Below are 26,980 nucleotides of genomic sequence, written 5' to 3'. Positions count from 1 at the left end.
AGCTTAGGCTAATTTGCAAGCAGTGCGATCGCTGCATTAGAGATAATATTTCTATGATTTAGTAATTCTCTATCATCTATGACTCAAGCCATACCTAAGCTAGTAACCTTTGAGGAATTCGTCGATTGGCTACCCGAAAATCGACGAGTCCGCTATGAACTGCATAAAGGAGAAATTGTTGAGATGGCACAACCAGTAGGAGAACATGAGGAAGTTAAAAGTTTTCTAGGTGTCGAAATTCCTTTTGAAATCAAACGTCTCAGATTGCCCTACGGTATCCCCAACCAAGTTATAGTTAGACCTCCTGAAAAAGATTCTGGTTACATCCCTGATGTGTTGGTGCTAAATCGTACAAATCTGGAAAATGAACCATTGTGGAAAAAACAATCTATCGTAAGTTTGGGTGCATCAATCCCTTTGGCAATTGAGGTTGTATCAACCAACTGGCGGGACGATTACTATTTAAAATACTCTGAGTATGAAGAGATGGGTATCCCGGAATACTGGATTGTCGATTATGCTGCTTTGGGTGGACGTAATTTTATCGGCAATCCCAAACAACCGACAATCACCGTTTGTAACTTGGTTGATGGCGAATATCAGATAAGTAAGTTTCGAGATAATGCGATTATTATCTCCCAAACCTTTCCCGAATTGAATCTCACCCCAAACCAGATTTTTCAAGCTGCTGCCATTTAGCGTTTTGCCAATTCTGGAGTCCGCCCTTTCAAGCCGATCATCAACTTCAACATAAACACCTTTAAAACGGGTACTCGTTGCAAAACCCATAAACCCAAGCGACGCACAACTACTATAGGTAAGAAGTTATTAGAAAACATCCGATCTAATAAATCGGTAAAACCTAAAATAGTCAGGTTCTCTAGCTTCCGCCAGCGTTCATAACCTTTAAGAATCTGAATGTCACCAATATCTTTACCCGCTTGGTGCGCTGTTTGTAATACTTGTGCTAAAGCTGCTGCATCCCGAATCCCCAGATTTAAACCTTGTCCGCCGACAGGATGGCAATTGTGCGCCGCATCACCAATTAATGCTAGTCGGGGGAGAACATAGCGATCGCTTTGCATGAGTTGTACCTGAAAGACAAAGCGATCGCCTAGTAATTCCAATTTCCCCATCTGATCGCCATAACGACGGGTAAGTTCTGCTAAAAATTGCTCATCATCTAAGGCACATAAAGCTTTTGCTTCTTCGTGGGGGGCTGTCCACACAATGCGGCAACGGTTCCCTGGTAAAGGTAAAATCGCAAAGGGGCCGCTAGACCAAAATCTTTCGTAAGCTGTGTTATTGTGCGGTTTTTCTGGTTTGACAAATGCCACGATGCAAGACTGCCAATATTTCCAGCCAGAGGTTTTGATTCCCGCAGCTTGACGAATTGGCGATCGCGCCCCATCTGCTGCTATCAGTAATTTACTACGAACTGTCTGTAAGCGATCGGCAACTTTAATATCGATCGCGACTATATCCTGCTGGTATACCGTATTTACCACTTCAGCCGGACACAGATATGTCACATTTGGACAATCTTGGACAAACTCTTGCAAAGGTTGCAACAGTGCTTGGTGTTCAGCCACATAACCCAACTCGGCTGTATTTATATCATCTGTGGTGAATTCCACCACATTGGGATAATCAGCATCAGAAAGACGAACTCGGCAATATTTGGCGATTTGAGGCAATATTTTGTCCCAAACTCCAATTCCTTGGTAAATTAGCGCCGAAAGCTGATGAACTGCATAGGCTTGTCCCTTGGCTACCGCCACTGAAGCCACTTTTGCTTCAATCAGCAAGATACTCAAGCCAGAATCTTTTAAAGCAGAGGCTAGAGTTAACCCAATAATCCCACCGCCGACAATTACCAAGTCATATTCATATCCCCGTAAGTCTGGCGGTGTTAGTTGAGGGGAAATTTGCTCAAACTGCGTGGCCATTGTTAAGTTAAGTTACAGCGTCTTTAACTCTTATTTTGACGCGATCGCACCTCTTTGAGCAAGCAAACATTGAAAACCCCGCCGATGACTGATGACAACAGCGAGGTAACACAGCTTTACTTATTTTGTAGATAAATAAAGTATAAATTTTGTCGCAGAGCTACTACCAACTATCACTAGTAAGTGTAACTAATCATTAAATATGCTGTGTTTGACAGCAGGAGATTATTAGTGATGTGTTTTGATGTGATGTTTCTTAATACCTTTGTGATGATATGTATGATGCTTATGCTTAACAGCCGCTGAAGCTGGTGCAGCTTGAAACATTGGTGCAGCAATGGCTATGGGAGTAGCAAGTACTAGAGCTAGAACTAAACCTTTAGCAAACTTATTCATGTGATTTCCTTGATTCCATTTGTGTAGTGAATCCATGAATTAAATATGACAAAGACAGATGTCATTCTCTTGTTATTTATATGAAGTTTTTGTGGATATTTTTGCCGATATTAGCATCTATAAAAGACATAAATATTTATTACTCTATAGAGAAAAGTAGCTGAAACCTTTCGGCAATTATCTAGGATTAATTTTTGGATTAAATAAGCTTGATTTTCTTTTTTTAGAGAAATCTACCAAATAAAAAGACCTGCTGCGATCCGCAGTAGATCTAAATGGTATGGTATATATTTAGAAAGTAGTAGAAAATAAACTTGCTATATAACTACTACAAAATATGAAAGTTAATAGCAACTATATAAATCATATTTGAGCAGTCAAATACTCATAAATGAAGGTTTCTAGTCTACGTCGTCTCATTGTTGAGTAAATATCAAGTAAACGTCTGACGGCTTTGCGAAATATGAGTCGATAAACAGCTATAGCGGTTCTCGATTGAGTGAGGTACAAGAACCCCACCCCCAACCCCCTCATCGCTTGCGGGGAGGGGGCTTATGATGTACTTCATGTGATTAGAAAACGCTATATTTACTTTCATGAATAATTATTAGAATTGACGCACAATAGATCCCCCAATCCCCTTTCTAAGGATATTTTTAATATTCCCCTTTTGAAAAAGAATCGAGGTTTTAGATTTTCAATGCGTAAGTTCAGAATTAGTTATTTGGGTTGGTTGGTGTAGCTGCGGGTGGGGTAGTTGCACCTGGGGTAGTTGTACCTGTTGGAGTAACGTGTTTTTTAAGTGCAGATTGTTTAACTACAGACTTACTCCTAATAGCTTTGCTGTGATGGCGGTGGTGTTTGTGCCGTTTTGCAGTCTTGGATTTGGCAACTTTAGCAGTTGCATAAGTTGTAGTCGGACTAGAAGTAGTTTTGGCTTGAACAGTTGATGCAGAAACAGCTACAGGGGCAACAAACATTAGAGCCAAAAGTAAGACTTTAGCGAACTTATTCACTTGAAACTCCTCATCAAATAATCAATTGCCTAACTATCTACTAGCGGTATGTCATTAGTTTGTAATTTATGTGAATCTTACGTGTGATTTTTAAATTATCTCTATTCCCAGATAGATAACTTTAAGTAAATACCTTGATATGACTGTAGTCACGTAGTTAGGATGGTATTGATTGCTGAAAGCCTTGAATAAACTGGGTTTATGCTCAATGCTTTGCTATATGTGATGCTTGCTGCCTCTGCTATCTAAGAGGCTAGAAGTAATATTATATACATTTATTATACTTTTAGACTGACGAGCTATGACGCTCGTTCGCGCCAGCGTGCTGTAGGCAAGACTCACTACTGGCATCGCGCCTGAGTAGCTTTATGGGGTATGATGCGATGTGAATATTGATTAAGAAAGACTGATATCCATCAGTTCTTCTGCTATGTCAAAATTAGCTGTGACATTTTGCACATCATCCAAGCCTTCTAGAGTGTCAATTAACTTGAAAAGCGATCGCGCCCGATCTGGATCGGTAACTTCTACACTATTACTAGGAATCCAGCGAAATTCGGCATCCGTTAGCTTAAAGCCTTGATTTTTGAGTGTCTGACTAAGGGTTTCTAAATTGCCAATGTCAGTAAAAACCTCAGCCATATCATCTTCAGTCATCTCATAAGACTCGGCATTGCCTTCAAGGGATGCTTCTAAAAGCCGTTCTTCGTCGATCGCACCCTGTACTACACAAACGCCTTTTTGATCGAACATCCAGCTAACGCAACCTGCTTCACCAAGATTGCCACCATTTTTACTAAAAGTTACGCGCAAGTCAGCAGCAGTGCGATTGCGATTATCTGTGAGGACTTCGATTAAAATTGCCACACCACCAGGGCCGTAACCTTCGTAGCGAATCGATTCAAAGATAGTGTTATCACCGCCAAAAGTACCTGCCCCTTTAGCGATCGCTCGTTCAATATTATCATTGGGGATACTCGCTGCCTTTGCCTTGTCAATTGCCGTGCGGAGTTGAAAATTCAGCGCCGGATCGGGAACGCCGCTTCTAGCCGCAACAATAATCGCCCGCGATAACTGAGTGAAGGTTTTTCCCTTTTTTGCATCTACTACGGCTTTTTGGCGCTTAATATTTGCCCATTTACTATGTCCTGCCATAATCTGAAATTATCAAAACTCTATTCAAGATTAAGATATAAACGCTTGCAAAAACCACGATTTAAGATAACGTGAGTTTGACAAATCTTTTTTGACCTCTCCCCCAGCCCCTCTCCGATGCGGAGAGGGGAGCAAAAAGCCTAATTTTTCATACTCCTCCCTTTCCGTTTCGGAGAGGGAGGCTGGGAGGGAGAGGTTTATCGAACTCACATTTAGATAATTGTGCAAGACTAGATCAGGAGGTTTTTTGTTAAATCACAAAAGGTTGAAGTTCGCGGTTACACCACTCATCCCCAACTCGTTCTGTAACCAACGGTCTGATGGTAAACTTGGCTGGAGTACCAGCCAAAACATCAATCCGCACAGATGAGTAAGGCAATCGCTTTTGGAGATTGTAATCATGACGACCAACAAAAAGCTTTGAATCGGCAACTTTCCGAGTGGGTTTATCTGCTATTTCCGTAAAAGTCTCCATCAATTCAGTCCCTTCTCGCCGTTGATAGCGGGGACGATGACCGCTACCACCAGAGATAATGCAGTTAATGTGAGAGTCAGCAAATCCGGTATCAGTTGTGCAAAGATGCTCCAAACAGTGAGCGTGACCATTTAAAATCAAATCGACTATGGGACGTTCTTTAATTAAAGAACCAAGAGTTTCTGCCACTCGTTCAAACACCCAGCGCAAGCGGTGGCGAACCGCCAAGGTTTGTGCCTGATTCCATTTAGTAGCCTCAGTAACATAAGGCGGATGGTGAAAAAAGATTACACGTCCGCGGACTTCGGAGGCGTTCCAAGATTCAATAAGTCTGCTTCGCAACCATTCAAGTTGTTCAAAATCGATCTCAGGCATTTTCTCAGATGCCAATTGTTTTTCAATATCGATTTTGATCTCGTCTATTTGATCTAATTTGGCACTAAGTTCATCAAGTTGTTCAGCTTCGGTGGGTTTATCTGGGTTGAGGCGATCGCATATTCCCAAAATCTGTAATTCTTCTCGATCTATTTCCTGGCGGCGCTTTTGCAATTCCTGGCGATAAATTTGCCCCTCTTGAGTTGCAGGTAAGGGTGATGGTGTATTAAAAGTATTAGAATCCAGTGCGAAAAAGTCAATCCCGCCATAACGAAAGGTGTAATAGCGATTGGGTAAACGGGTAAACTCTCCGGGTTCGTAACGCAAACACCGCCCTGCATCAGTCTTAGCAGTGTAGTGTCGATCTAAATGACGTTCTAATTCTTGTGGGGAAGCGATCGCCTGGGTATAATCCATAAATGCCCGTGCATAAGCATTACCTTGATACGATCCATGCCAGCCAATCTCAATATCTTTGTAGCGGAACAGGCGACGTAATGAAGATGTTGTTCCAGTAAATAAACGGTACATCAAGGGTACATCGTAGTAATCATGATTACCTGGTACTGGCAAGAACGGCAGATTAAACACCATGCGATCGTAAGGAATGCTGTTCGGGTTATTACCACCGACAAGAAATTCCCGGTAAGGCTCAATAAAGTTTGTTGAATAATACTCTTGGGAACCCACCACATAGATTACATCACCTGTGTGCAACACAAAGCTGCAATCATCGCGGTGAGGAAGCATCAGTTCGGCAACTTTTCGTTGGGGGTGGTGTCGATAATGCGATTGAGTACCAGAGTCACCGATAACCATAAAGGAAAATTCTGGACTATCTTCCCTGCCATCGTCAATAACCATGCTGGTTTGGTCAATTCCCCGTTGCACAAAACTTGGATGCATCCACCGCACCCGTTCCTTCATTTTTTGAATTTTCACAGGAATCGGTGGATCGGAAATCAATTTCATGGCTGATAACTCTTCAATGCCTAATGCACACGTTGATTGTAACGAAATATTTCATTAGTCATTAGTCATTTGTCATTTGTGAGTAACCTATGCCCCATGCCCTATGCCCAAATGCCCAAATCCCAATCCTTAAGGCAAGTTTTCTCGTAGTAATGCTCGAAATCCAGCTTGCTGAAAATGCTCGTCAGCAGTCAGCGCTTCAGTGATTCCGCTATATTGCATGACAATAAAAGATACGCAATCCACAAATCCCCATTCTTTCTCTGTTTGTTCCCGATATAACTCGAAAGCGCGTTCGTAGAGTTCCTGGGAGAGGGGGACAATTTCTACTTTGGAGTCTGCTACTAGAGAATTTAATAATGTGATTGCCGCTTGGCGATAAGGTTGTTGGGATAAGGCATTGCCAATTTCTAACATTACCGCCTGTGTTGTCACCAACCGAGTTTCTGCTGCTTGTAACATTTTAGCCAGATGTAAGGCTCGGTCATGCAAGCGATCGCTCGGTGCAGATAAAGCAATGGCAAAGGATGTATCAAGAAAGACTTCAGAATGCATGGAAAGTTTACTTACTGTATAAATATTTATCTATATTGGTAGACCAGTCAGGTGGCCCATCTAAGTTGAGCGATCGCGCTGTTTGCAGAAATGATACCGTTTCGTGTTCGCTTGGCGGTAAAATTTCGATACTAATTCGCACACGGGTATTGATTGGTAGTGCGATCTGTTCAGCCGGATAGAAGACTTTGCCATTAAACAAAGCTGTGATTTTTTCTACCATTTTTCGCAAAAAGTACTTTTACTCTATCCTAAGCTGGTTGTAACAATACAGGTAGAGTAGACGAGATAATAACTAGTGAAGATACTTATATCAATCTTACGAATTATATCGATTTTTTAGAATTGCCTCAGCCATCAACAGAACTAATGTTACGTGAGTGCGACTCCTGTGAACTATTACGTTCATAGGATTATTTGCATTGCTCGTGCGATCGCTATGAAGCCAGATGTATTATTGATGGATGAACCATGTTCTGCTCTCGACCCAATTTCTAATCGCCAAGTAGAAGAACTCTGCTTAGAACTCAAGCAGCAGTACACCATTATTTTACCCTTTAACCTAAAAAAGCAATTAAATTTTTAGAAAAAGCAAATCCCGAAGATGTCGAAAATATTCGGGAGCAAATAAACCAAATTGTTATTGCTGTCGAAAACCAAGGTATTATCCCGTTTACAGAACTAGATATCAAAAAGATGAAAGGTGATTGGGAGGGATTTTACAGACTACGTATAGGTAAAAACAGAATTATTTTTACAGTCGATATTGATTCCAAAGACATCGAAATTTACGCTATTGGTGCTAGAGGAGATATTTGTAACAAATAATTCGTAATTAGTAATTTAACAAAGTAATTCTGGAAAATATACTGAGGTTTAAAAGTATTCAGGCAAGGTAATATTTCAGTTTAGTACTTATACTGTGTATTATGTTTAAGCCTCTATCATTTGCTTTAGTTGCAGCTACCGTTTTAGTGACATCAATCAATAATCCCAGCAATACTTTAGCTAAAACTTGTGCTTCTAAGTGTGGCTCACATCCGATTCAGGTTACACCTGGACAACACATCCGAGTTGAAGTTATAAATAGCACGCCTAACCTGATTAAAATCCAAAAACCCTCCGGGACTGATGCAATTTCTTTGAATCCAGGGCAGAAATTAAGTTTAGAACAAATAGAGGGTACGGAGCCAAATACATCTCTGATATTTTGGAGCGAAAAGGGTTTGTCACTACAAGCAATCGTTTCAAAACCGAACTTTGGCACATTGCGGCTGGAACTCCGTCCAACTTGGCGCTCTCCGGGCGATCGCTCGTTGTATATTATGGATGATGGCAGGATAAACGTGTTTTAGATAGCAAATTAATGTTATTAGTTATGAGTTAAGAAACAACTTTAAATTCAAAACTCATAACTAAAAAATCCTAACTTGTATCGTGCTAGACCGACCTGTATCTGAGCTATCAAAACCTAGCAGGCGCTTACCTAATCAGCGCTGGCAAATTTATCCGCAGAAACCAGAATTTGCCCAAAAACTGGCGGCTTTGATTAATGTTTCACCCATTATCAGCCAGTTGTTGATTAATCGAGGGATTGAAACACCAGAACAGGCACAAGCATTTTTAAATCCAGAATCTTTAGTTTTACCTTCGCCTTTGGAAGATTTCCCAGATTTGGCAATTAGTTTGGAGTTGTTGGAAAATGCGATCGCTTCTCAAACAAAAATTGCTATTTGTGGTGATTACGATGCTGATGGAATGACTAGCACTGCCCTACTTTTGCGTAGTCTCCGTACTTTAGGCGCACTGGTAGATTATGCTATTCCCAGCCGGATGCACGAAGGCTACGGTATCAATAAACGCATAGTTGAAGAATTTCACAGCGAAGGTGTAGGATTAATTCTCACTGTTGATAATGGCATCTCTGCGTTTGAACCAGTTGCTAGAGCTAGAGAACTTGGTCTAGCAGTGATTATCACCGATCACCACGACATCCCCCAAAAATTACCCCCAGCTAATGCTATCCTCAATCCTAAACTAATAGCGGAATCGTCACCCTATCGAGGTGTTGCTGGTGTTGGTGTTGCCTACATTTTGGCGGTGTCTCTCGCACAACAATTAAGGGAAACTAAGGGCTTGATCCAGCCGATGCTAGCACTCTTTACACTAGGAACGATCGCAGATTTAGCCCCCTTAACTGGTGTAAATCGCCGTTGGGTAAAACGTGGTTTACAGCATTTACCCAAATCCAACTTAGCTGGTATACAAGCGTTAATTCAGGTAGGTGGCGTACAGGCGAGGGGGGATGAGAAAGCAGGGGAGCAGGGGAGCAGGGGAGAAAATACTCAATCCAAAATCCAAAATCCAAAATCGTTGAAGCCTGAAGATATTGGGTTTCGCTTGGGGCCACGAATTAATGCTATTGGTCGGATTGGTAATCCCCAAACTGTTATTGAACTGCTGACTACAGATGATATGGGGGTGGCGCTGGAAAGAGCAATGCAATGCGAACAAATCAACGCTTCTCGCCAGGAGATGTGTCAGCAAATTGAACAAGAAGCGATCGCTTATGTAGAGACAGAATATGTTACATCTCTACAACAAGATCGGGTATTAATTGTTGTACAACCCAATTGGCATCACGGCGTTATTGGGATTGTCGCCTCCCGCTTGGTAGAACGTTACGGTGTACCCGTATTTATCGGTACTTATGAGGATGAAGAACATATACGCGGTTCAGCACGCTCGATTCCAGAGTTTCACGTGTTTGAAGCTTTGGAATATTGTCACGATTTACTAGGCAAATTTGGCGGACACAAAGCCGCCGGGGGATTCTCTCTACCAGCAGAAAACTTACAGGTGTTGCGATCGCGTTTGATTGAGTTTGCTAACCAGTGTCTTGAACCCCAGCACCTCAAACCTCTGCTAAAAATTGACACTGAAGTTAACCTCGATCGGCTTAATCAGCAGCTTTACCAACAGCTTAATGCTCTCCAACCCTGCGGTATGGACAACCCCGATCCAGTTTTCTGGACACCTAATGTTCAAGTACTTGAGCAAAAAATCGTTGGTAAAGGTCACATTAAACTGACAATTGCCCAAACTATTGATAATCAGGAGTATAGAATTAAAGCGATCGCTTGGCGTTGGGGCGACTACTTCCGCTTACCACCGCGAGTAGATGTAGCTTACAAACTGCGAGAAAATTACTTTAACGGTAACACCACCATCGAGCTAGAGTTAATCGGTGTTAGACTACCAATTCAGCTTCAACAATTTTTTGCTTCGCCACCTGTCCCGTCAAGTACAACTTTTGAGTACAACCAGCGACAGTATACTTGTGGTTTCTATAAAAACGGTATTGAAGCAGAATTAAGAATTAAAAATTCTGAAGGCAAAGTCTTAGCCATGAAGCCAGGACATATAATTGGTCTACTGGGTACTAATCGTCAAAATGCCAAAGAAGTTGATCTCTCTCACCCACAGTATGACAGTATTATTCAAGCTGCACTTCAGGCTTTATCAGTTAAGAGTTAGAAGTTAAGGGTTATTAATTAACCTATCACTTGTGACTGTGATACAGTGAGTGCTGATTTATGAAATATGAGCTATGAGTTGAGAATTAAATTTTATTTCTTACTCCTAACTCCTCATTCTAAATCAGCACTCAGCCCACTTATAAGTTGCCGTTGCGAAATGCCAGCACAAAGATTACTGCTGGGCCAGCAATGACGATTAGCGCTATAGACAATAATTGGAAGATAACTTCCCAATTAATACTGGTAAAAGCGTTAACCAAGTCAGATACAGCGTCAAACATTTTCCTTTTCTCCTGTTAATTGTCTTAAAAAATTCAATAACTTAATTACAAAGTCCCGAAGTCGATCATATCTGGCTATGGACTGCTAGATTTAATTTACTTAACAAAATTATAAGAAAAGATATAAAAACGTAAAATAGGGAATTGGGAACTGGGCATTGGGTAATAATCAATAGTTATTCTTCTCATGCTTCCCCTGCTTCCCCTGCTTCCCCTGCTTCCCCTGCTTCCTGCTCCCTTGCTTCTTCCCCAGTCCCCATTCCCCAGTCCCCATTCCCCATTCCCCATTCCCCATTCCCCATTCCCTAATTCAAAATGTCAACTTGGCAATGTATAAAGCAATGTGGAGCCTGCTGTAATCTCGAACCAGCAGATCGTCCAGATTTGGATGAGTATCTGTCTCCACCAGAACTAGAACTCTACCTCAGCATGGTAGGTGAAGATGGATGGTGCGTTAATTTCGACCATACCACGCGAGAATGTCGCATCTACGCAGATCGTCCTCGTTTCTGCCGCGTGGAATCAGAAGTTTTTCAAGATATGTATGGGGTTGAACCTGAAGAAGTCAACGATTTTGCTGTTGACTGCTGTCGTCAGCAAATAGAAGGAGTATACGGCGATCGCAGCTTAGAAATTCTACGCTTCGATAAAGCTGTTGGGCTGTAAGCAGGATGCAAGCACACAAAGATACCCCATAATTTTTTTTGTCTTTATTTATGTAGTTGCAATTTATTACAACAATCTGAGAATATGATAGAAATATGAAAACAATCTAGCAACCAAAACTACTGCCTGTGAAACTTGACTCTGCACCTTTGGAGATTTCTGGCATAGCTCAGACTGACATCGAGCTAGAACTTAAAGACAGCAATGATTTTAGCTTGACTCCTGCGATCGCCCAGCCAGTTCAGCCTGTAATTATTGCCGATAGTCCTCCAAAGCAGGAATCAGTGTTAGTAGTTTTTGGTACAACTTTTGTAACCATTTTTCTAGCAGAAATTGGAGATAAAACTCAGCTATCCACTTTGTTAATGAGTGCAGAATCTCATTCGCCTTGGGTGGTATTTTTCGGCTCGGCGGCGGCTTTGATAACCACCAGTTTATTAGGCGTACTTTTAGGTAGTTGGATAGCTAGCCGAGTCAGCCCAAAAACCGTAGAAAAATCAGCCGGTGTGATGTTGTTGGTGATTTCCCTAATGCTGTTTTGGGATGTATTTCAAGGTTAGAGACGCGATGAATCGCGTCTGTACAATTTATTCTCCCTCATCTCCCCCACTCCCCATTCCCCCTTAATAATATGGATTGGCATCTTTTAGGACTGAGCTTTATTACAGTTTTTTTATCAGAATTGGGTGACAAAAGTCAGCTAGCTGCGATCGCACTTTCAGGGCGTTCTAATTCTCCACGCGCAGTATTTTTTGGTGCAGCAGGTGCATTGCTGTTGACAAGCCTGTTAGGGGCATTAGCAGGGGGAGCAGTAGCGGAATTGTTGCCTACACGCTTGTTAAAAGCGATCGCTGCTATCGGATTTGCCATCCTCGCTGCACGCCTGCTGTTATTTAACAATGAACCATCCACAGATTCTGAACCAACATCATAAAAAGGAATCAAAAGAGATAATTCAGCATACTTGACCCATCAAGCGATAAAATTACAACGCCATCTGACTCCTGAGTTCTGAATTCTCCTTCACAAAAGCTCCCAACCAGTTCCTTTATAGCCGTATTGAAAAATTTCTGGATGCAAAATTTCTGCCAAGATTTCTAGAGAATCTACCAGTCGTGGCCCTGGACGATTAAAGTAAGAATTGCCATCAGTAATGTACACCCTACCAGCTTGCGTAGCGTGTAGTTTTTCCCACTCTGGACGTTGAGTTAACAATTTGGCTTCTTGGCGAGTGCGATTTAAATCAAAGCCACAAGGCATAAAAACAATTACATCTGGATTAGTTGTTAATAGTGTCTCCCACGGCAAGATAGGAGAAGGCTTACCTATAACAGAAAATAAAGAATGTCCTCCGGCCAAGTTAACTAATTCAGGAATCCAATTTGCGGCAACCATCAAAGGATCGATCCACTCGATACAGGCGACAGTAGGCTGTTCGTGTAAAGAAAGTCCTTGGATTCTTTGCTGACAAATTTTTACACGAGCTTCTAAATTTTCTAAGACTTTTAGTGAGTCTACCTCAAAAGCGTGGCTGACTCGCTCAATATCAGCCCAAACGTCTTGGAGAATATTAGGTTGTAAAGAAATAATCTGTGGTTTACTGTCAACAAGTGTAGCAACTGCCTTTTCAACTTCGTGTAAACTGACAGCACAAACATCGCACTGGTCTTGAGTGAGAATGTGGGTAGGCTGCAACTGCTCTAAAACATCTGTTTTAATTTCATAAATACTGAGAGCAGATTGCAATAGACTATTCACATCATTATGAATTTGGCTGCTGGAGGCATTAGAGTCTAAGCGTGCTTGGGTACAAACGGGGCGATTGAGAATTTCTGGAGGATAATCGCATTCGTGCGATCGCCCTACAATAGCATCAACTAACCCTAGCGACGCTAAAATCTCTGTTCCACCGGGAATCAGAGAAACAATTCTTAAATTAGTATCCGTCATCGCTCCACCTCCATAAAAGTTGCTGTCAGCTTAATATTCGCAAAATTTGAGTAATTAAGTATCTTTCTCCAGGAGAATCAATGGTGTTTTGGTCGTCATACCAATTATCTGTGAGATTGCTGTGTAACAAGGGAGTGGGGGCTTAAGCCTAATGTTTGATTTTTTGCCATCTATATGGCATAATTACTTAGCATAATAATTTTAAAATATTAGTTATACTTAGCAACAATTACTTATGTCAACTATTGAAAGTAACTATGGTAATCCTATTTGATTTATGAGAATTAAAAGTGATAGATCCCTTATTTTTCAAAGAAGTCGAGGATATTATCTCTCAGGAACGATCTAGGATTGCTATAGCAAAATCTAGTTTGAAACTCGTTATTCAGAATAAGAAGATTTGATGAAACAAAATGTTTTCTCCGGTTATGAAAAAACATATTAAGAAATTGTATTTATACAAAGATAGTTCTACTTTTTCCGTAGAACTATAAGGTAAAATTATTTCTTCTTGAGGTCAAGTAATGCAGGTGGTGTCAACTAGAGATATTACAGAGCAAAAGTACGCCCAAGAGGCTTTACAAATTAGAGAAAATAGTCGGCGAAAACAAAGCCAAACACTGGTGCAACTGGCAAGAAGCAAGACTTTTCAACAAGGTAATCTCAATGCAGTATTAAGAGAGATTACAGAAACTGCTGCTCAGACGCTCTTAGTAAAGCGAGTCGGGGTGTGGTTATATAATGAAGAACGCTCAAGAGTTGAATGTATTGATTTATACGACACAAGCACTAAAGAGCATAGCTTTGGTAACTCGCTTTCACAAGAAAATTATCCAGCTTATTTCCAGGCTTTAGAAGAGGAGCGCACTATTGCCGCAGATGATGCCAGAAACGATAGAAGAACCCAAGAATTATCCGAGTCTTATCTTTCTGTTTTGGGTATCACATCGGTGCTAGATGCAGCGATTTGGCTAGAGGGTCGTTTAGTGGGCGTAGTCTGCCACGAACACACAGGCGAAGGTCGCCAATGGACTTCAGAAGAAGAGACTTTTGCTGGCTCAATAGCAGATTTCGTGACCTTGGCTATAGAAACAAGCGAGCGAAATATTGTACAGGAAGCACTGCGACAGAGTGAGGCGCAATTCCGAGCGATTTTTGAGCGTTCTTCTATCGGTATTGGACTTATAGATATGAAAGCCCAGATAGTCGATAGCAATCCGGTACTGTGTGAGATTTTAGGATACAGCCGAGAAGAACTATATGGTAAGCGCTTTACAGATTACATTTCTATAGAAAAGGGGGATTTAAAACTTTACAAACAACTAATGTCAGGAATTCGTACAAACTCAGCGAAAACTTCCAAGTTAGGCTTCCAATCCTCCAAACATCAAGAACAGTTTGTCGAAAGACATCACATTGAGGTGGAAAGACTCTGCCTGCATCAAAATGGTAGCTTAGTTTGGACTCATATCTCGGTTTCTGTTATACCAGACAGCAATGGTGAACCTGAGTTTTTTCTAGCGATGATTGAGGATATTACTGAACGCAAGGAAACAGAGTTGAAACTGCGTGCCTCTCAAGAAACAGCAGAAACTGCTAGTCGGGCAAAAAGTGAATTTTTAGCAACCATGAGCCATGAGTTGCGGACACCTCTGAATGCGATTATGGGCTTGTCACAACTGCTGCAACAAGAAATAGTTGGCTATCTCAATGAAAAACAAAACGAATATGTAAGTTGTATATATAGTAGTGGTGAGCATTTGCTGACAATGATTAACGATATCCTTGATTTATCTAAGGTAGAAGCAGGTAAAGAGGAATTGTTACTGTCACCTTTGCTAGTGTCAGATTTATGTAATTATGCCATCTGGACAGTGCGCGATCGCGCCGCAGAAAAGGGGTTACAACTCACGTGTAAAATTGATCTTCTAGAGAATATTTGTATTGCTGATGAGCGGCGCATCAAGCAAATGCTACTCAATTTGCTCACCAATGCCATTAAATTCACTCCAGCCGGCAATGTGTCACTAGTAGTAAAAAAAGTACCCCAAGGAATAACTTTCACAGTTTTAGATACTGGAATTGGTATAGACTCAAGTCAGTTTCAATTTCTATTTGAACCCTTTAAACAGCTTGACAGTCGCTTAAATCGGCAGTATGAAGGCACTGGTTTGGGTTTAGCTTTAACACGCAAATTAGCGCATTTGCATGGTGGCGACGTGACTTTTACATCGACTTTGGGAAAGGGTAGTCAGTTCACTCTATTTCTACCAAATCCAGTGCTTTTAGAAGTTGGAGAGGATAAAGAAGATGAGTGAGAAAATTTTACTTTGTCCTTGGGTTATTAATAGTTTTACCCAGGAAGCCCCTAACTCCATTAAAAAGCAATACAGTTCAGTTAAGCTCAAAAGCCTTGGTATAGAAGTGGAATTTTGCGTTTATAGGGGTCTAAAATGAGTACCAAAGATCCTTAACTTAACCGTATTGCCTTAAAAAGAGTTAGAGAAAATCAAGCCTTAACCCTACTGACTCTTGTAGTTTAATCTGCCCCTTCAATTGGTGCAAAACCTTGGCGCTGAATATTTTCTGTTACCGCGCGTGGTTCTAGGAATTGCAGTAGATAATCAGGGCCTCCGGCTTTAGAACCCACTCCAGAAAGCTTAAATCCACCAAAGGGTTGCCGCCCAACGATCGCTCCGGTAATATTACGATTGATGTACAAATTCCCAACTTCAAATTCTGTCTGCGCCTGTTGAATGTGGGAAGGTGTTCTAGAATAAAGTCCGCCAGTTAAGGCGAAGTTTGTACCGTTGGCAACTGCTAAGGCTTCCTGGAAATCTTTTACCCGAATTACCGCCAGCACAGGGCCAAAAATTTCTTCCTGAGAAATTACGGCATTTGGTGAGACTTCACTAAAAATCACAGGGCCGATAAAATATCCTTGTTCCGGTGCTGGTAATTCCAAAGCTAATTGTGCTTCTGCCTTACCCTTCTCAATATACTCGCGGATGCGATCGCGGGCATTAGCATCAATTACTGGCCCAACTTGGGTACTAGGTAACTGTGCTTCCCCAATGTTCAAGGATTTTGTCGCTTCTACCAACCGTTGCACAAAGGCTTCATAAATTGGTTCCAGCACAATCACCCTGGAAGCAGCTGAACATTTTTGTCCGCTATAACCAAATGCCGACTGCACTACACCCACAACGGCTTGGTCTAAATCAGCACTTTCATCGACAATAATCGCATTCTTGCCACCCATTTCCGCAATCACCCGTTTCATGTGCTTTTGTCCGGGTTTCAATATTGCGGCTTCTGCGTAAATTCTACAACCGACTTCTTGAGAACCTGTAAAAGCAATTACATGAGTATCTGGATGATTTACTAAATAAGCTCCGACTTGCGAACCCTTTCCAGGCACGTATTGAAATACACCTTTAGGAAAACCAGCATCTATCAAGATTTCTGTGAGTTTCGCTGCAATTACAGAAGACGTTTCCGCAGGTTTGAGGAGAGTGCAATTACCTGAAACTAAGGCTGCTACAGTCATTCCACAAGCGATCGCCAGGGGGAAATTCCAGGGAGAAATTACTACAACAATTCCCCGTGGATGGTAGATATAACGATTAGTTTCACCAGCTAGGTCATAATTGACACCTTTATCTAGCCGTTCTATCTCATCCGCATAGTACCGACAAAAATCTATCGCTTCCGAAACCTCTCCATCAGCTTCCTTAACTGGTTTCCCAACTTCCAAAACTATCCAAGCTGAAAGTTCAGCGCGGCGTTCTTCCATCAAATCACCAGCTTTCCGCAAAATATCAGCGCGTTGTTTAGCTGGTGTTTTCCTCCACCCAGGAAACGCTGCTTTGGCTGCTTGCATCGCCTGTTCAGCCTGTTCAACGCTAATCAAGCCAACTTTACCAACTACTTCACTAAAATTAGAAGGGTTGAGAGAATCAACAAATTCCGGCGGATTAACATATTCGCCATTAATCAACGGTAAATAAGTTTTACCCAATTGTTGACGAACGCCTTGGAAAGCTTTCGCCGTTTGCGTTCTCACCTCTTCCACCGCATAATCGGTATCAGCAGCACCGAGGAAATGAGAGTCAATAGTTGAAGATTTCTTCTCTTCTTTGACAATTGGCGGCGCTAATAATTCCTCAATTGGTCGATTTTCGAGATTTTGCCTTAAAAAAGAACTATTGGCTGTATTTTCTAACAAACGCCGAATTAAATAGGCCATTCCAGGTAATAGTTCACCGTAGGGACAGTAAACTCTGACTCGATAACCTTTGTCAACTAACGCCTTGGCAACTTTATCACCCATACCATAGAGGACTTGCAGTTCAAAGCGACGGCGGGGGACATTTAAACTTTCAGCTATGGCAATGGCGCGAGAGTGCGATCGCACATTATGGCTACCAATGGCAGAATACACATATTGGTGATTTTCTAGCAATAACTGAGTGATGGTTTCAAAGTTAGCATCAGTTGCCGCTTTATCGTTATAAACTGGCTGTTGCCAATGCTTCTGGGCTGCTTTGATAGTTTCTTGATCCCAATATGCACCTTTCACTAAGCGGATTGTCAAAGGATAACCGCGTTCTTTCAACCAAGAAATTACGTCTTTGGTATCTTGTTCACTATCACGCAGATATGCTTGAATTGTCATGCCAATATCTGTGCGTTGCCGAAATTCTTCTTCTAATAAGAGTTTTTTCAGAATGCTGAGAGTTATGTCCTTATAAGCATACTGCTCCATATCAAAATGGACAGCTGCACCCAACTCTTTAGCACGACGTAAGAGAGTACGAATGCGATCGCTAACTCTCTCCTCACTACCTTTAGCATCTAAAGGGTCAAATTGGGAATAAAACGCCGTTAATTTAACAGAAACCTGAACTTTTGGGATAGTTTCGCCATCAGCCTCATCAATCGCCGGGATAGCTGCCCAATTCTTTGATGCTTCTACCAATTGTTGCATTAATTCTAGATAGCGTTCTAGATAAGACTGCGCTTCGGCTTCGGTAATTACCGCCTCACCAAGTAAATCAATGGTGAAAGCCATTTTTTCTTTTCGTAGTCGTTCAACTGTTTTGATGACTTGTTTAATATTTTCCCCAGAAATATATTTATGGGCAAGAGTCTCAACAGCTGTACCAACGGTTGTAGCAGCAACTTGTCCGGGCATCGAGTCGGGATTAGCAAAGTTTAGCATTCCCTTCAAAGCTGTCGGTAATTCTACAGACTCATCGCCTAAATATTCTTGTAAATGTGAGGCGATTTCTGATTTACTGTGTAAAGCAGGTAGCGTATCTATAAACCGAAATAGTTGCACCCGCAACCCAGGATTACTCATCGCCCAAGCTAGTAATTTATCATCCCAGCGCATTTGATCCCGCAGGGAAGAAAAAAACGAACGATTTTCCTGCGTTGCTGCGAGAAGTTGTTTAGCAATTTCTTGGGTTTTAGCTTCGTAGGTGCTTGTCTGTACTTGTAATACCACTGATAATAAACTCCGTTAATCTAAACAAGGCTTTTTGTACAAAGCCTGTGTCTTCTATTTTGACTCTTTCATTTAGCTGTCACCATCATGCTGAATTGTTAATTTGTAATTTATAACTTGGAAGTCCCTATATGAATTCCAAGTTATAAATTATCCCATCTTGTGGGGTGGGCAACATGAGCGCCTTAGATTCGGGGCGCTCATGTTGCCCACCCCACAATAAATAGTTGGATATTTTTTTATTTGGAAGTCCCTAAACTCTATTATGACAACGCACTTAACAACGCCTGCTTAAACTCGGCTGCACTCTTAAAGTGAATTTCTGGCTTATCAACCAACGCTAAATCAATCACCTGTGCTAGTGGTTGCCTAATTGTCGCATCTCGTTCTCGAATTGGTATAGGTTCATTTTGTAAAACTGCCAGAAAGGGATCGCCTGTGAAGTTGCGGGGGAAACTACCTGTTAGCATATTGTAGAGACAAGCCGCAACTGCCCAAATATCTACCTCTGGCTGGGCATATTTAAAGTTAAGCACCTGCTGTCGGGGCATAAAAACGGGAGTACCCGCTTGAGTACCAGTCAAAGTTTGACCGCTTAAACCAGCCAAATCAAATGCCTTAGATAAACCGTAATCACCGATTTTAGCAACCAGTTTTCCATCAATATTAGTAAGGAAGATATTACTCGGTTTGAGGTCGCGGTGGACTATACCCTTACCTTTGCCAAACTTCCCATCAGCCAGTTTGACATAAGGAATTTCAACATTGTGGGCATATTGCAAAGCGTCTAAAATTTGGAGAATAATCGGTATAGCAATATCAATAGACAATCGCCCACCTAGTTGCTGCATGAAATCCCATACAGTACCGCCCTCACAATACTCCATTGTAAAAAAGAAGATGATTTCCGAGTAGCCGCAATCCATCAGTTGCACTACGTGAGGATGTTGCAAAGCCTTGGTATTTTCCGTCTCCCGGAGAAACATCTGCACAGCGAATTCATTTGCTGCCACTGCTGGTAACATGACCTTTAGGGCTATGAACTTGCCAGACTGATTATGCTGTGCTAAATAAACTTCTCCGAATTCACTACTGCTGAGGAGTTTGACAAGATTATAACCACTAATTGCTTTGAAATTGCGATCGCCACCTTCAGCCAATTTCAGGAAGTGGGTGATGATTTCCAAGAAATAAGACTGTTGTACCGGGTTATCGTTGACAGGAACATTGCGAGGAATGAGGTTCGACGGATTTTTCTCTTCCTGATATGATTCCATACTAACTTTGAAGACAGTGTGACCTAAATTGATTTCGTCGCCTGTTTGTAAGTCATATTCTGGAAACTGGAGATTTACAGCTTCTTCGACAGTTTGATATGCTTGGCGTTGTCCGATGTTTTTACCATTAATATAAGTGCCATTTTTACTACCAAAGTCCCGCACCCGAATATCAGGAGGGTTGATATCCAGCAGACAGTGATAGCGGGAGATACCCCGATGATTCTCATCATCTGGTAACTGCGGATTACAATCTGGACTTCTGCCGATGATGCAGCTAGTGCGGTAGTCAAAAATATATTGCTGTCCTAATAATTGTCCCTGAATGACGGTGAGGATGATTTTATCTGGCATCTGAAAAATAGAAAATTAATGCCCACGATCATAACTTACCTGTATCAGATATAACAATACTGACTCATGCGTAGCCCCTCCTGCCACCTTCTACAAATCTTTATGGGAAAGAAAACACCCACAACCCCACATAAAACCGTGATGAGGGAGGGGAAGGTGTCCATAAGGTGCATTTAAATTCCAAGTACATAGGTGTCTGGAGTATAGTATCCATTCTCCATCTTTTTTCCAACCGACGCGATCGGCAAAAGCTTCCCAGATTTTTTTATCGTAGTTTCTAGTTCCACCCATACTTTGATGAATGCGCTTTTGTATCGAAAAACCAAAACGTCCGTTGCTGTATTTTACCCACAACTTGTTAATGGTCTGGATATCTTCACAAGGAAAGTTGTCAATATCTTGAGGGCGAAACCAGCCTTCCTTTTCTCTTTTAGGAACTGCTAGCATCACTCGTGTCGCCTCTTCATTTGCTTCTTTCCACTCTCCGGCTGCTAGTAAATCTTGCAGTCGGGTGTAATCTATATTCACAGCAGAAATTAACTTAATCTCGGATGATTTTTCTCTAGACTCTGACACCGATTGTAAACTTTTTTTAAATTGCAATGCTATGTTTTTAATAACTCCATCCTTTAGCCTATTGCTAATTTGAGGATTCAATTGCTTTGGCGACACTAACAATATGGTTTCTTCTGATTCTTCTTTATCTATTTCCAGGAATTGTTTAGGTGACACCAATTGCGGAAACTCTTGGGATTGTGATTCTAAACCTTTGATATTTGAAATTAATTCTTGTCCTTCCTGTTGGTATGATTGGGTGCTAGCGATACCCAGCAATTCTCGAAACTCTAACACCGACTGTAGACGTTCTTGAGGTTGCAATGCCATCGCTTTCAGAATTGCATCATTTACCCTGTCACTAATTTGCGGATTAAATTGTTTTGGTGGTGGTAAAGGTATGCCCTTATCTCTAAAATTTGCAGGAAAAGGTATCTCTTTTGTGAGCAAACTATATAGGGTTGCAGCTAAGGCATAAACATCAGTATAATGACCAAAATTACCCTGTCTTTCATACTGTTCAATAGGTGCATAGCCGTTGGTTCTCTCGTTAGTCATGCTCCCCACTTGTCCAACTGTAAATTCTCTTGCTAAACCAAAATCAATTAAAACTGCTTCTGATTTGCCACCGCGCAATATAATATTATTGGGTTTGATATCTCGATGTAAAAATCCTTGTTTGTGGACATATTCTAAAGCCTGACCTACTTGGTCAATGAAGCGTAAAGCTTCATCTTCCGACAATTGGCCATGCTGCTCAACATAAGCGCCTAAATCTTCCCCATCAATATATTCCATTACCATGCCCCAGAGTCCATCTTCTTGGATAACTTCATAGACTTGGACAATATGGGTATGAGTACATCTGGCTAACCGCAGCGCTTCATTGACAAATTTTACCTGTCGCTGCTGAAAGTCCTCTTTACTTTGTTGAATATGGTTGAGGGTTTTGATAACGACTACTTTACCCGTAGGCTGTTCTATGGCGCTATAGGTGACACCATAGCCACCGCCACCAAGGACTTTTTGTATAATGAATCTTCCGTTGTCCAGATTTTGATTGAGCGTCCAAAGTTTCATTGATTTATAAATTGTAAATATATTTGCGCGATCGCACCCCTACTTTTCGCTTGTGGGAAGGGAAAATTCCCCCTCTTTGTACCAACAGAGTCAGAAGGTGAGGTTGCACCTCAAGTCTTCTACTGCTGTTTTAACAGGATGTACTTGTTTTTTCCAATACTAAGAATGGGTATACTCACTCTATGCCTACAGAAAACTTTATGGATATTTTATTTTCTAACTGGCAACACACACTCAAACCCTTTGGTGTTGACCAGATAGCGGCTGAAAAAGCCTTTAATTCCTTGGTTGTAGCTTATTCTACCCCCGATCGCTACTACCATACACTCAAACACATCGATCGCGTCCTCAGCACAGTTCAGATTTTGCAAGGCTACACCAATAACCTAGCTACTGTTCAACTAGCTACCTGGCTTCACGATGTAGTGTATGATACTAAAGCTCAAGATAATGAAGAACGAAGTGCAGACTATGCTTTTGAATTGCTAAGTAATTTAGGTGCTCCAGAAAGTATTATAACTACTGTCACCCGTCTCATTTTAAACACTAAAGATCACCAAGCTGCGCTGAATGACTATGATAGCCAAGTTCTACTTGATGCAGATTTAGCGATTTTGTCTGCTAACTCAGTGGAGTATAAAGAATACGCCCATGCCATTCGCCAGGAATATGGCTGGCTGTCAGAAGAAGATTATATCACAGGTCGTCAGCAGGTTTTGGAACGATTTTTACTGCGATCGCATATCTACTTTACGCCTTTAATGTCAGAGTTCGCTGAACCCTGCGCCCGTGGCAATATACAGGCAGAAATTCAGTCGTTGCATTAGGTCAAGCTATTCTTTTTGAAGCAGATAATGTATTGATTGCCTCATGAGGCTTCTAGCGATCGCCCTCCCGGAAAGTGACAGAAGAGGGGTAATGCATCACCATTGACTTCTCTAGGATAAATTTTGAATTGCTTAACGTCTGCCACCGCCACGATGAGGCACTTCAACATCAGTTTCTTGTAGTTTTCTTTTTGGTGCAAAGACTTCTTGATGCTGTTGCTGCTGAATTTTTTCTTGTGCAAACTTGACACGGGTACGAACTCCGAGATCAACATCTGTATCGAGCATTTGCTGAAGTTGATTTGTAATTCGTGATGCTCCATCGGGTAAAGTGACTGCTATTGCAATGGCCAATGTTTCTAAACTCGTCACTGCTGCATAGCGCACTACCCATTCTGGATCTTGAGAAATCAGTAATAGCGCCTCTAATACCTGAGTCTGAACAGATTCTACTTTCTCCGGTGGTAATTGATGCCAGCGTAAAGTACCTAATCCTCTTGCCGCTGCCCGCCTCACACTCAAGGAAAAATCGGTTTTTGCTGCCTCGAATAAGGTATCCAGCGCTCGAACATCGCCAATTCCGGCTAAGGCGCGAAGTGCCCAAGCTCTAGCGCCATAGTTGTAATCATCAATTAGTTCCAATAGTGGCGATACTGCGGCTTCCCCGATCGCAATTAGTCCATCTACCGCCGCCACCGCAGCCCCTGGATTGTTGTAGCCCAAAGCTGCAATTAGAGTCGGAACAGATTCCTCTATATGTGCTGCTGCTAACTCTTGAACTGCATCTACTAAGCGCTCTGAAGAGTCTGCTTCTTCTACAGCACGGATCAGTATTTGGGCAAGATCGCTGTTATTCATAACAATTTCTCATGAGTAATTAGCCGTCAGCTAATTGTAGCTTAAGTTATCCGTAGGTGACATCATACATAAACCCCTAACCCTGATTTTGCAGTTGGGTTGGGGGTTTATGTATAGAAAGTATTTTTTGTAACGTATTAATAAGAACTTATTCTCTATAATTTATGACTACAATAGCGAGTCCATCAAATTAATCACTTTAATCGCACCATCTGACAAAGTGCTTGGTGTAGTGTGATTGACTTGATGTTCTAGTAATCCTTTGAGAGAAATCAGCTTGAGACTATTTTCAGCCAGAGTCTGTGCGATCGCATCTGCTGCGGGTAAATATCCAATAGCTCCCAAATCTGCTAACACTGCTCGACGCAATTGCAATCTTTCACCCGCCAAAGCTTTTACTAACCTTTCCCCATAAGCTGGTTCTTGGGTTAACTTATACATCGCTCGCGCGGCAGCATATTGTACCAATTCAATTGGATGCTCTAAAAATGGTTTTACCAAAGGGATAACTTCAGTCGCCCTCAAGGTTCCCAAGGCTTCTAAAATGGCCTCGTAGGGTTGAGATAAATCAGGTTGCTGTGAGACAAGCTGCTCTCTCTGCAAACCTACTGTTAATAGCTTGATTAGGGCGGGAATACAAACCGCATCTCCTAACATTTCTAAGGATTGTGCTGCTGCTTCGCGCACATAGAAATCTGAGCAATCTAAACACGCAATTAAAGGTGATACTGCTTGGCGATCGCTTAGTTTTCCTAAAGCCCTAGCTGCGTTCCGTCGCAGAGGATATCCGCCTTCTGGTGTCCTGTCGGCTTCATCCTCTAAAGCTTTAATCAGCCCTGTAACCGCAGCTGGTTCACTTATACGAAACCTACCCAACCACCAAGCAGCATAAAAGCGCAAGCCTAAATCGGCACTTTCAAGATTAGCGATCGCTTGTTCTACTGTTAAAGATCCACCGTCGGTATTGTCACCTGTCGGTGATAAATCTTCAAATTTCTGCGGACTAGAATTCATTAGGAAGAAGGATGATCGCTTTGTTCGCTATCTGTTTTCGCCTCAGCGTTCAATGGTTGAATACTGACTATTTTGCCACCCAAGCGATTAATTCGCTGCATCTCTTGATTCATCCGGTTCTCAGGCACTGTGATAAACACACTACCACTAGAACGAATTGGATAGTTGGTTTTTTCGGTTTCTTCGCTTTGGCGCAAACCTACTACTTCATACCGGAAATTACGACTACTAGTTCTACCACTAATTTGTCCAAGCATAAATCACTTCCAAATTTTAAATTTTAAGTTTTCAATAGTCATTAATTGATAACTAATGACTATTGACAAATCACACTAAAGCGGTTTCACACTAGCTATTTTACCACCTTGTTTTACCACTCTCTGGAAGTAACTAGATAGTTCTTCATAAGGTATTACCACCGCTTGATTGACACGGCGTGTGCTAGGATAACCGGCACCAAAAACACCTGCTACTTCAATGCGGTAGAGTCTGCCTTCTTTACCAAATGTTCCCGCACCACCAAAAGTACTGTTGGGGGTAACGCCTTTTTCGGAAGCAACGTATGAAAAACCTGAAGAAGCACCAGATGGAGGAACAACAACAGATGCACTATTGCGACCTAGTTCGGCAGCAAGGCGAGAGGATTTGCCTTTGAGTTGGGAAGTATCGCTACTGGCATAGCCGCGATAAAGTTGGAAGATCCGGCTGAATCCGACAGTTTTTTGTCCTGTTTGGGTGTTAAAGCCACGATAGTAAGGAACTATATTTTCACCAAAGCTAGATTGATACTCTGCCGAATCAATATAAGAATCGATGTCGGCTTCATATCCTTTGTTTTGGTACAAGTCCAAGTGATAAACCACTTCAGACTCATCATAAGGGGCACGACCCAACAAATGTTTATAGTTCAGTTCGATAACACGAGTTTGGAAATTGTCGTAAAAGAACTTGGTTTTGTACAGTTCTGATTTGGCGACTTGCCGCACAAATTCTTGGACTGTATTTTTTCCATCGCGCAGGATAGATTCAGCACTTTCGAGGCGATCAGATGCCAATATATAGTTGTTGCCCAACACCTGACGATAGACGGCAACAATTACTCTCTCTATATCTTCTTTAGTTGCATTGGGACGCAATTCTACAGGAGATTGGTCGCTAAAAGGTTCCGTTCCTAGACGGGACGCTGCTGTTGTAATAGCCATTGGTGAATTTTCCTTTTGTAATTACTAATTGGGGACTGGGGATTAGGGATAGGCTACTAGGTATTGAGAAAACTCTTTCCCACTCCCCAGCCGCCACTCCCCAGCCCCCAGTCCCCAGTCCCCAGTCCTATTTATACGGCAGTAATGCTAATAACTCTACTGCCCTTACGATTCAACTGCTGCAATTTACTAGAAAGTTGCTCGTAGGGTACGATCAATTCCGCAGTCCCACGCCGCACTACAGTTGAATTTGGGGAAGCTGCTTGTAGCACTCTGATGCGATATGTTTCCCCACGACCACCTGTAGAGAGGCCCGTTAAGGCTCCAGAAGAGACTGGATAAATGGGTGAAGCTAGATTTTTAGCTACTTCCCAGGTTAGCCGTCCTTGTTTTTGTCCTTGGGCGCGATCGCTATTCGCATAACCCCGATACAGTTGGAACAGTCGGCTATACCCGACATTTTTCTGTCCTACTTGACTTTTAAAGCCTCGATAGTAGGGTACAACATTTTCGCCAAAACTCTCTTGATATTCTAATGAGTCAATGTAAGAGTTAATTTCAGCTTCGTAACCTTGTGAGTTGTAAAGCTCAACATGGTATGAAATCTCTGACTCATCTTCTGGGGCCCGCCCCAATAAATGCTTATAATTTAACTCGATAAACCGAGTTTGTGAATTGGAGTGGAAATACTTATCCCGATAGAGTTCTGATTGAGCAATAGCTTGCACAAATCCCCGAACCGAGATTAAACCTTGTTGCAAAAGTGATTCTGCACTCTCCAAACGCTCTCCTTCTAGGAGATATGCATTACCCAAAACCTGACGGTAAGCTGCCCGGATAACCACTGCCACATCTGCTTCAGTTCTATCGGGGCGTAGTTCTACAGGTGCTGAGTTTTCAAACGCTCCAATTCCTAACCTTGCTGCTTGTCCCAAAGCTGCCATCTTTAAACCTCCTCAGTTTTAACTGCAA

At 41.9% G+C, this 26,980-nt stretch carries 26 protein-coding genes and 1 pseudogene; 10 read left to right on the top strand and 17 right to left on the bottom strand.

Annotated elements, in window-relative coordinates:
- Positions 1–78: 78 nt before the first annotated feature.
- Positions 79–699 carry a Uma2 family endonuclease gene (locus V7K55_RS00380; RefSeq protein ID WP_334827036.1) on the top strand — a complete coding sequence of 207 codons (621 nt, stop codon included), beginning with the start codon at positions 79–81 and terminating at the stop codon, positions 697–699.
- Here the strand turns inward: V7K55_RS00380 and V7K55_RS00375 are convergent.
- The 7 genes from V7K55_RS00375 to V7K55_RS00345 all read right to left on the bottom strand — a co-directional run bounded on the left by V7K55_RS00375 (position 696) and on the right by V7K55_RS00345 (position 7,116).
- A complete protein-coding gene (locus V7K55_RS00375; RefSeq protein ID WP_334827034.1) occupies positions 696–1,949 on the bottom strand; it encodes an FAD-dependent hydroxylase in 1,254 nt (417 codons plus the stop codon). The genes V7K55_RS00380 and V7K55_RS00375 overlap by 4 nt on opposite strands.
- 228 nt (positions 1,950–2,177) lie before the next feature.
- Positions 2,178–2,345 (bottom strand): hypothetical protein, encoded by a 168-nt coding sequence (locus V7K55_RS00370; protein WP_181154369.1) that lies wholly within the window; start codon positions 2,343–2,345, stop codon positions 2,178–2,180.
- A 716-nt stretch (positions 2,346–3,061) separates the two neighbouring features.
- Positions 3,062–3,361: a hypothetical protein gene (locus V7K55_RS00365; RefSeq protein WP_334827032.1), complete on the bottom strand. Its 300-nt coding sequence runs from the start codon at positions 3,359–3,361 to the stop codon at positions 3,062–3,064.
- A 396-nt stretch (positions 3,362–3,757) separates the two neighbouring features.
- Entirely contained in the window at positions 3,758–4,516 is a 759-nt protein-coding gene (locus V7K55_RS00360) for a YebC/PmpR family DNA-binding transcriptional regulator (RefSeq protein WP_334827030.1), read from the bottom strand.
- 250 nt (positions 4,517–4,766) lie between these two features.
- Positions 4,767–6,338 carry a metallophosphoesterase family protein gene (locus V7K55_RS00355; RefSeq protein WP_334827028.1) on the bottom strand — a complete coding sequence of 524 codons (1,572 nt, stop codon included), beginning with the start codon at positions 6,336–6,338 and terminating at the stop codon, positions 4,767–4,769.
- Between the two features lie 129 nt (positions 6,339–6,467).
- Positions 6,468–6,893 carry a type II toxin-antitoxin system VapC family toxin gene (locus V7K55_RS00350; RefSeq protein WP_094330791.1) on the bottom strand — a complete coding sequence of 142 codons (426 nt, stop codon included), beginning with the start codon at positions 6,891–6,893 and terminating at the stop codon, positions 6,468–6,470.
- A gap of 7 nt (positions 6,894–6,900) precedes the next feature.
- Positions 6,901–7,116, bottom strand: coding sequence for a hypothetical protein (locus V7K55_RS00345; protein WP_334827026.1), 216 nt, complete (start codon positions 7,114–7,116; stop codon positions 6,901–6,903).
- 192 nt (positions 7,117–7,308) lie between these two features.
- Here V7K55_RS00345 and V7K55_RS00340 point away from each other — a divergent pair.
- The 4 genes and pseudogenes from V7K55_RS00340 to V7K55_RS00325 all read left to right on the top strand — a co-directional run.
- Positions 7,309–7,446 (top strand): annotated as a pseudogene (locus V7K55_RS00340) (phosphate ABC transporter ATP-binding protein); the annotation flags it as partial.
- 20 nt (positions 7,447–7,466) lie between these two features.
- Complete coding sequence (locus tag V7K55_RS00335) at positions 7,467–7,721, top strand: type II toxin-antitoxin system RelE family toxin (protein WP_334827152.1); 255 nt, start codon at positions 7,467–7,469, stop codon at positions 7,719–7,721.
- Between the two features lie 101 nt (positions 7,722–7,822).
- Positions 7,823–8,248 (top strand): hypothetical protein, encoded by a 426-nt coding sequence (locus tag V7K55_RS00330; RefSeq protein ID WP_334827024.1) that lies wholly within the window; start codon positions 7,823–7,825, stop codon positions 8,246–8,248.
- Between the two features lie 82 nt (positions 8,249–8,330).
- Positions 8,331–10,430: a single-stranded-DNA-specific exonuclease RecJ gene (locus V7K55_RS00325; RefSeq protein ID WP_334827022.1), complete on the top strand. Its 2,100-nt coding sequence runs from the start codon at positions 8,331–8,333 to the stop codon at positions 10,428–10,430.
- A 139-nt stretch (positions 10,431–10,569) separates the two neighbouring features.
- Here V7K55_RS00325 and psb30 read toward each other — a convergent pair whose 3' ends face one another.
- Positions 10,570–10,713 carry a photosystem II reaction center protein Ycf12/Psb30 gene (gene psb30 / locus V7K55_RS00320; RefSeq protein WP_265276256.1) on the bottom strand — a complete coding sequence of 48 codons (144 nt, stop codon included), beginning with the start codon at positions 10,711–10,713 and terminating at the stop codon, positions 10,570–10,572.
- A gap of 315 nt (positions 10,714–11,028) precedes the next feature.
- Between psb30 and V7K55_RS00315 the strand changes: the two genes are divergently transcribed.
- The 3 genes from V7K55_RS00315 (at position 11,029) to V7K55_RS00305 (ending at position 12,313) form a co-directional block, all read left to right on the top strand.
- Positions 11,029–11,379, top strand: coding sequence for a YkgJ family cysteine cluster protein (locus V7K55_RS00315; protein WP_334827018.1), 351 nt, complete (start codon positions 11,029–11,031; stop codon positions 11,377–11,379).
- Between the two features lie 128 nt (positions 11,380–11,507).
- Entirely contained in the window at positions 11,508–11,939 is a 432-nt protein-coding gene (locus V7K55_RS00310) for a TMEM165/GDT1 family protein (RefSeq protein WP_334827016.1), read from the top strand.
- 71 nt (positions 11,940–12,010) lie between these two features.
- On the top strand, positions 12,011–12,313 hold the full coding sequence (locus tag V7K55_RS00305) for a TMEM165/GDT1 family protein (protein WP_334827014.1): 303 nt from the start codon (positions 12,011–12,013) through the stop codon (positions 12,311–12,313).
- 89 nt (positions 12,314–12,402) lie between these two features.
- Here the strand turns inward: V7K55_RS00305 and V7K55_RS00300 are convergent, their stop codons facing one another.
- Entirely contained in the window at positions 12,403–13,329 is a 927-nt protein-coding gene (locus V7K55_RS00300) for a cobalamin-binding protein (RefSeq protein ID WP_334827011.1), read from the bottom strand.
- Positions 13,330–13,853: 524 nt separating this feature from the next.
- Here V7K55_RS00300 and V7K55_RS00295 point away from each other — a divergent pair.
- Positions 13,854–15,647 carry a sensor histidine kinase gene (locus tag V7K55_RS00295; RefSeq protein WP_334827009.1) on the top strand — a complete coding sequence of 598 codons (1,794 nt, stop codon included), beginning with the start codon at positions 13,854–13,856 and terminating at the stop codon, positions 15,645–15,647.
- 221 nt (positions 15,648–15,868) lie between these two features.
- On the opposite strand, the gene pruA is transcribed toward V7K55_RS00295, so the two are convergent.
- The 3 genes from pruA to V7K55_RS00280 form a co-directional block, all read right to left on the bottom strand.
- Positions 15,869–18,841: an L-glutamate gamma-semialdehyde dehydrogenase gene (gene pruA / locus V7K55_RS00290; protein WP_334827007.1), complete on the bottom strand. Its 2,973-nt coding sequence runs from the start codon at positions 18,839–18,841 to the stop codon at positions 15,869–15,871.
- Between the two features lie 263 nt (positions 18,842–19,104).
- On the bottom strand, positions 19,105–20,472 hold the full coding sequence (locus tag V7K55_RS00285; RefSeq protein WP_334827005.1) for a protein kinase domain-containing protein: 1,368 nt from the start codon (positions 20,470–20,472) through the stop codon (positions 19,105–19,107).
- A 90-nt stretch (positions 20,473–20,562) separates the two neighbouring features.
- The gene (locus V7K55_RS00280) at positions 20,563–22,107 is read right to left on the bottom strand and encodes a serine/threonine-protein kinase (protein WP_334827003.1); all 1,545 of its coding nucleotides are present in this window, start codon (positions 22,105–22,107) and stop codon (positions 20,563–20,565) included.
- A 182-nt stretch (positions 22,108–22,289) separates the two neighbouring features.
- Here V7K55_RS00280 and V7K55_RS00275 point away from each other — a divergent pair, with 182 nt between their 5' ends.
- On the top strand, positions 22,290–22,934 hold the full coding sequence (locus V7K55_RS00275; protein WP_334827001.1) for an HD domain-containing protein: 645 nt from the start codon (positions 22,290–22,292) through the stop codon (positions 22,932–22,934).
- A 132-nt stretch (positions 22,935–23,066) separates the two neighbouring features.
- Here V7K55_RS00275 and V7K55_RS00270 read toward each other — a convergent pair whose 3' ends face one another.
- From V7K55_RS00270 to V7K55_RS00250, 5 genes are all read right to left on the bottom strand, one after another.
- Positions 23,067–23,792 (bottom strand): HEAT repeat domain-containing protein, encoded by a 726-nt coding sequence (locus tag V7K55_RS00270; protein WP_334826999.1) that lies wholly within the window; start codon positions 23,790–23,792, stop codon positions 23,067–23,069.
- A 168-nt stretch (positions 23,793–23,960) separates the two neighbouring features.
- Positions 23,961–24,806 carry a HEAT repeat domain-containing protein gene (locus V7K55_RS00265; protein WP_334826997.1) on the bottom strand — a complete coding sequence of 282 codons (846 nt, stop codon included), beginning with the start codon at positions 24,804–24,806 and terminating at the stop codon, positions 23,961–23,963.
- Complete coding sequence (locus tag V7K55_RS00260; RefSeq protein WP_334826995.1) at positions 24,806–25,063, bottom strand: phycobilisome linker polypeptide; 258 nt, start codon at positions 25,061–25,063, stop codon at positions 24,806–24,808. Before V7K55_RS00260 ends, V7K55_RS00265 begins: the two co-directional genes overlap by 1 nt.
- A 75-nt stretch (positions 25,064–25,138) precedes the next feature.
- Positions 25,139–26,008, bottom strand: coding sequence for a phycobilisome linker polypeptide (locus V7K55_RS00255; RefSeq protein ID WP_334826993.1), 870 nt, complete (start codon positions 26,006–26,008; stop codon positions 25,139–25,141).
- Between the two features lie 131 nt (positions 26,009–26,139).
- Positions 26,140–26,952, bottom strand: coding sequence for a phycobilisome linker polypeptide (locus tag V7K55_RS00250; protein WP_334826991.1), 813 nt, complete (start codon positions 26,950–26,952; stop codon positions 26,140–26,142).
- Positions 26,953–26,980: the final 28 nt, after the last annotated feature.

Source organism: Nostoc sp. (genome assembly GCF_036919895.1).
Lineage (GTDB): Bacteria > Cyanobacteriota > Cyanobacteriia > Cyanobacteriales > Nostocaceae > Nostoc.
Note: the sequence above shows the minus strand (reverse complement) of the source record. Positions and strands in the feature narration are given on the sequence as shown.

What these genes read in the sequence shown, in the direction of transcription:
- V7K55_RS00380 (WP_334827036.1), top strand. Translation starts at nt 79, where the DNA reads ATGACTCAAGCCATACCTAAGCTAGTAACCTTTGAGGAATTCGTCGAT.
- V7K55_RS00375 (WP_334827034.1), bottom strand. Translation starts at nt 1,949, where the DNA reads ATGGCCACGCAGTTTGAGCAAATTTCCCCTCAACTAACACCGCCAGAC.
- V7K55_RS00370 (WP_181154369.1), bottom strand. Translation starts at nt 2,345, where the DNA reads ATGAATAAGTTTGCTAAAGGTTTAGTTCTAGCTCTAGTACTTGCTACT.
- V7K55_RS00360 (WP_334827030.1), bottom strand. Translation starts at nt 4,516, where the DNA reads ATGGCAGGACATAGTAAATGGGCAAATATTAAGCGCCAAAAAGCCGTA.
- V7K55_RS00355 (WP_334827028.1), bottom strand. Translation starts at nt 6,338, where the DNA reads ATGAAATTGATTTCCGATCCACCGATTCCTGTGAAAATTCAAAAAATG.
- V7K55_RS00350 (WP_094330791.1), bottom strand. Translation starts at nt 6,893, where the DNA reads ATGCATTCTGAAGTCTTTCTTGATACATCCTTTGCCATTGCTTTATCT.
- V7K55_RS00345 (WP_334827026.1), bottom strand. Translation starts at nt 7,116, where the DNA reads ATGGTAGAAAAAATCACAGCTTTGTTTAATGGCAAAGTCTTCTATCCG.
- V7K55_RS00330 (WP_334827024.1), top strand. Translation starts at nt 7,823, where the DNA reads ATGTTTAAGCCTCTATCATTTGCTTTAGTTGCAGCTACCGTTTTAGTG.
- psb30 (WP_265276256.1), bottom strand. Translation starts at nt 10,713, where the DNA reads ATGTTTGACGCTGTATCTGACTTGGTTAACGCTTTTACCAGTATTAAT.
- V7K55_RS00315 (WP_334827018.1), top strand. Translation starts at nt 11,029, where the DNA reads ATGTCAACTTGGCAATGTATAAAGCAATGTGGAGCCTGCTGTAATCTC.
- V7K55_RS00305 (WP_334827014.1), top strand. Translation starts at nt 12,011, where the DNA reads ATGGATTGGCATCTTTTAGGACTGAGCTTTATTACAGTTTTTTTATCA.
- V7K55_RS00300 (WP_334827011.1), bottom strand. Translation starts at nt 13,329, where the DNA reads ATGACGGATACTAATTTAAGAATTGTTTCTCTGATTCCCGGTGGAACA.
- V7K55_RS00295 (WP_334827009.1), top strand. Translation starts at nt 13,854, where the DNA reads ATGCAGGTGGTGTCAACTAGAGATATTACAGAGCAAAAGTACGCCCAA.
- V7K55_RS00285 (WP_334827005.1), bottom strand. Translation starts at nt 20,472, where the DNA reads ATGCCAGATAAAATCATCCTCACCGTCATTCAGGGACAATTATTAGGA.
- V7K55_RS00280 (WP_334827003.1), bottom strand. Translation starts at nt 22,107, where the DNA reads ATGAAACTTTGGACGCTCAATCAAAATCTGGACAACGGAAGATTCATT.
- V7K55_RS00275 (WP_334827001.1), top strand. Translation starts at nt 22,290, where the DNA reads ATGCCTACAGAAAACTTTATGGATATTTTATTTTCTAACTGGCAACAC.
- V7K55_RS00270 (WP_334826999.1), bottom strand. Translation starts at nt 23,792, where the DNA reads ATGAATAACAGCGATCTTGCCCAAATACTGATCCGTGCTGTAGAAGAA.
- V7K55_RS00265 (WP_334826997.1), bottom strand. Translation starts at nt 24,806, where the DNA reads ATGAATTCTAGTCCGCAGAAATTTGAAGATTTATCACCGACAGGTGAC.
- V7K55_RS00260 (WP_334826995.1), bottom strand. Translation starts at nt 25,063, where the DNA reads ATGCTTGGACAAATTAGTGGTAGAACTAGTAGTCGTAATTTCCGGTAT.
- V7K55_RS00255 (WP_334826993.1), bottom strand. Translation starts at nt 26,008, where the DNA reads ATGGCTATTACAACAGCAGCGTCCCGTCTAGGAACGGAACCTTTTAGC.
- V7K55_RS00250 (WP_334826991.1), bottom strand. Translation starts at nt 26,952, where the DNA reads ATGGCAGCTTTGGGACAAGCAGCAAGGTTAGGAATTGGAGCGTTTGAA.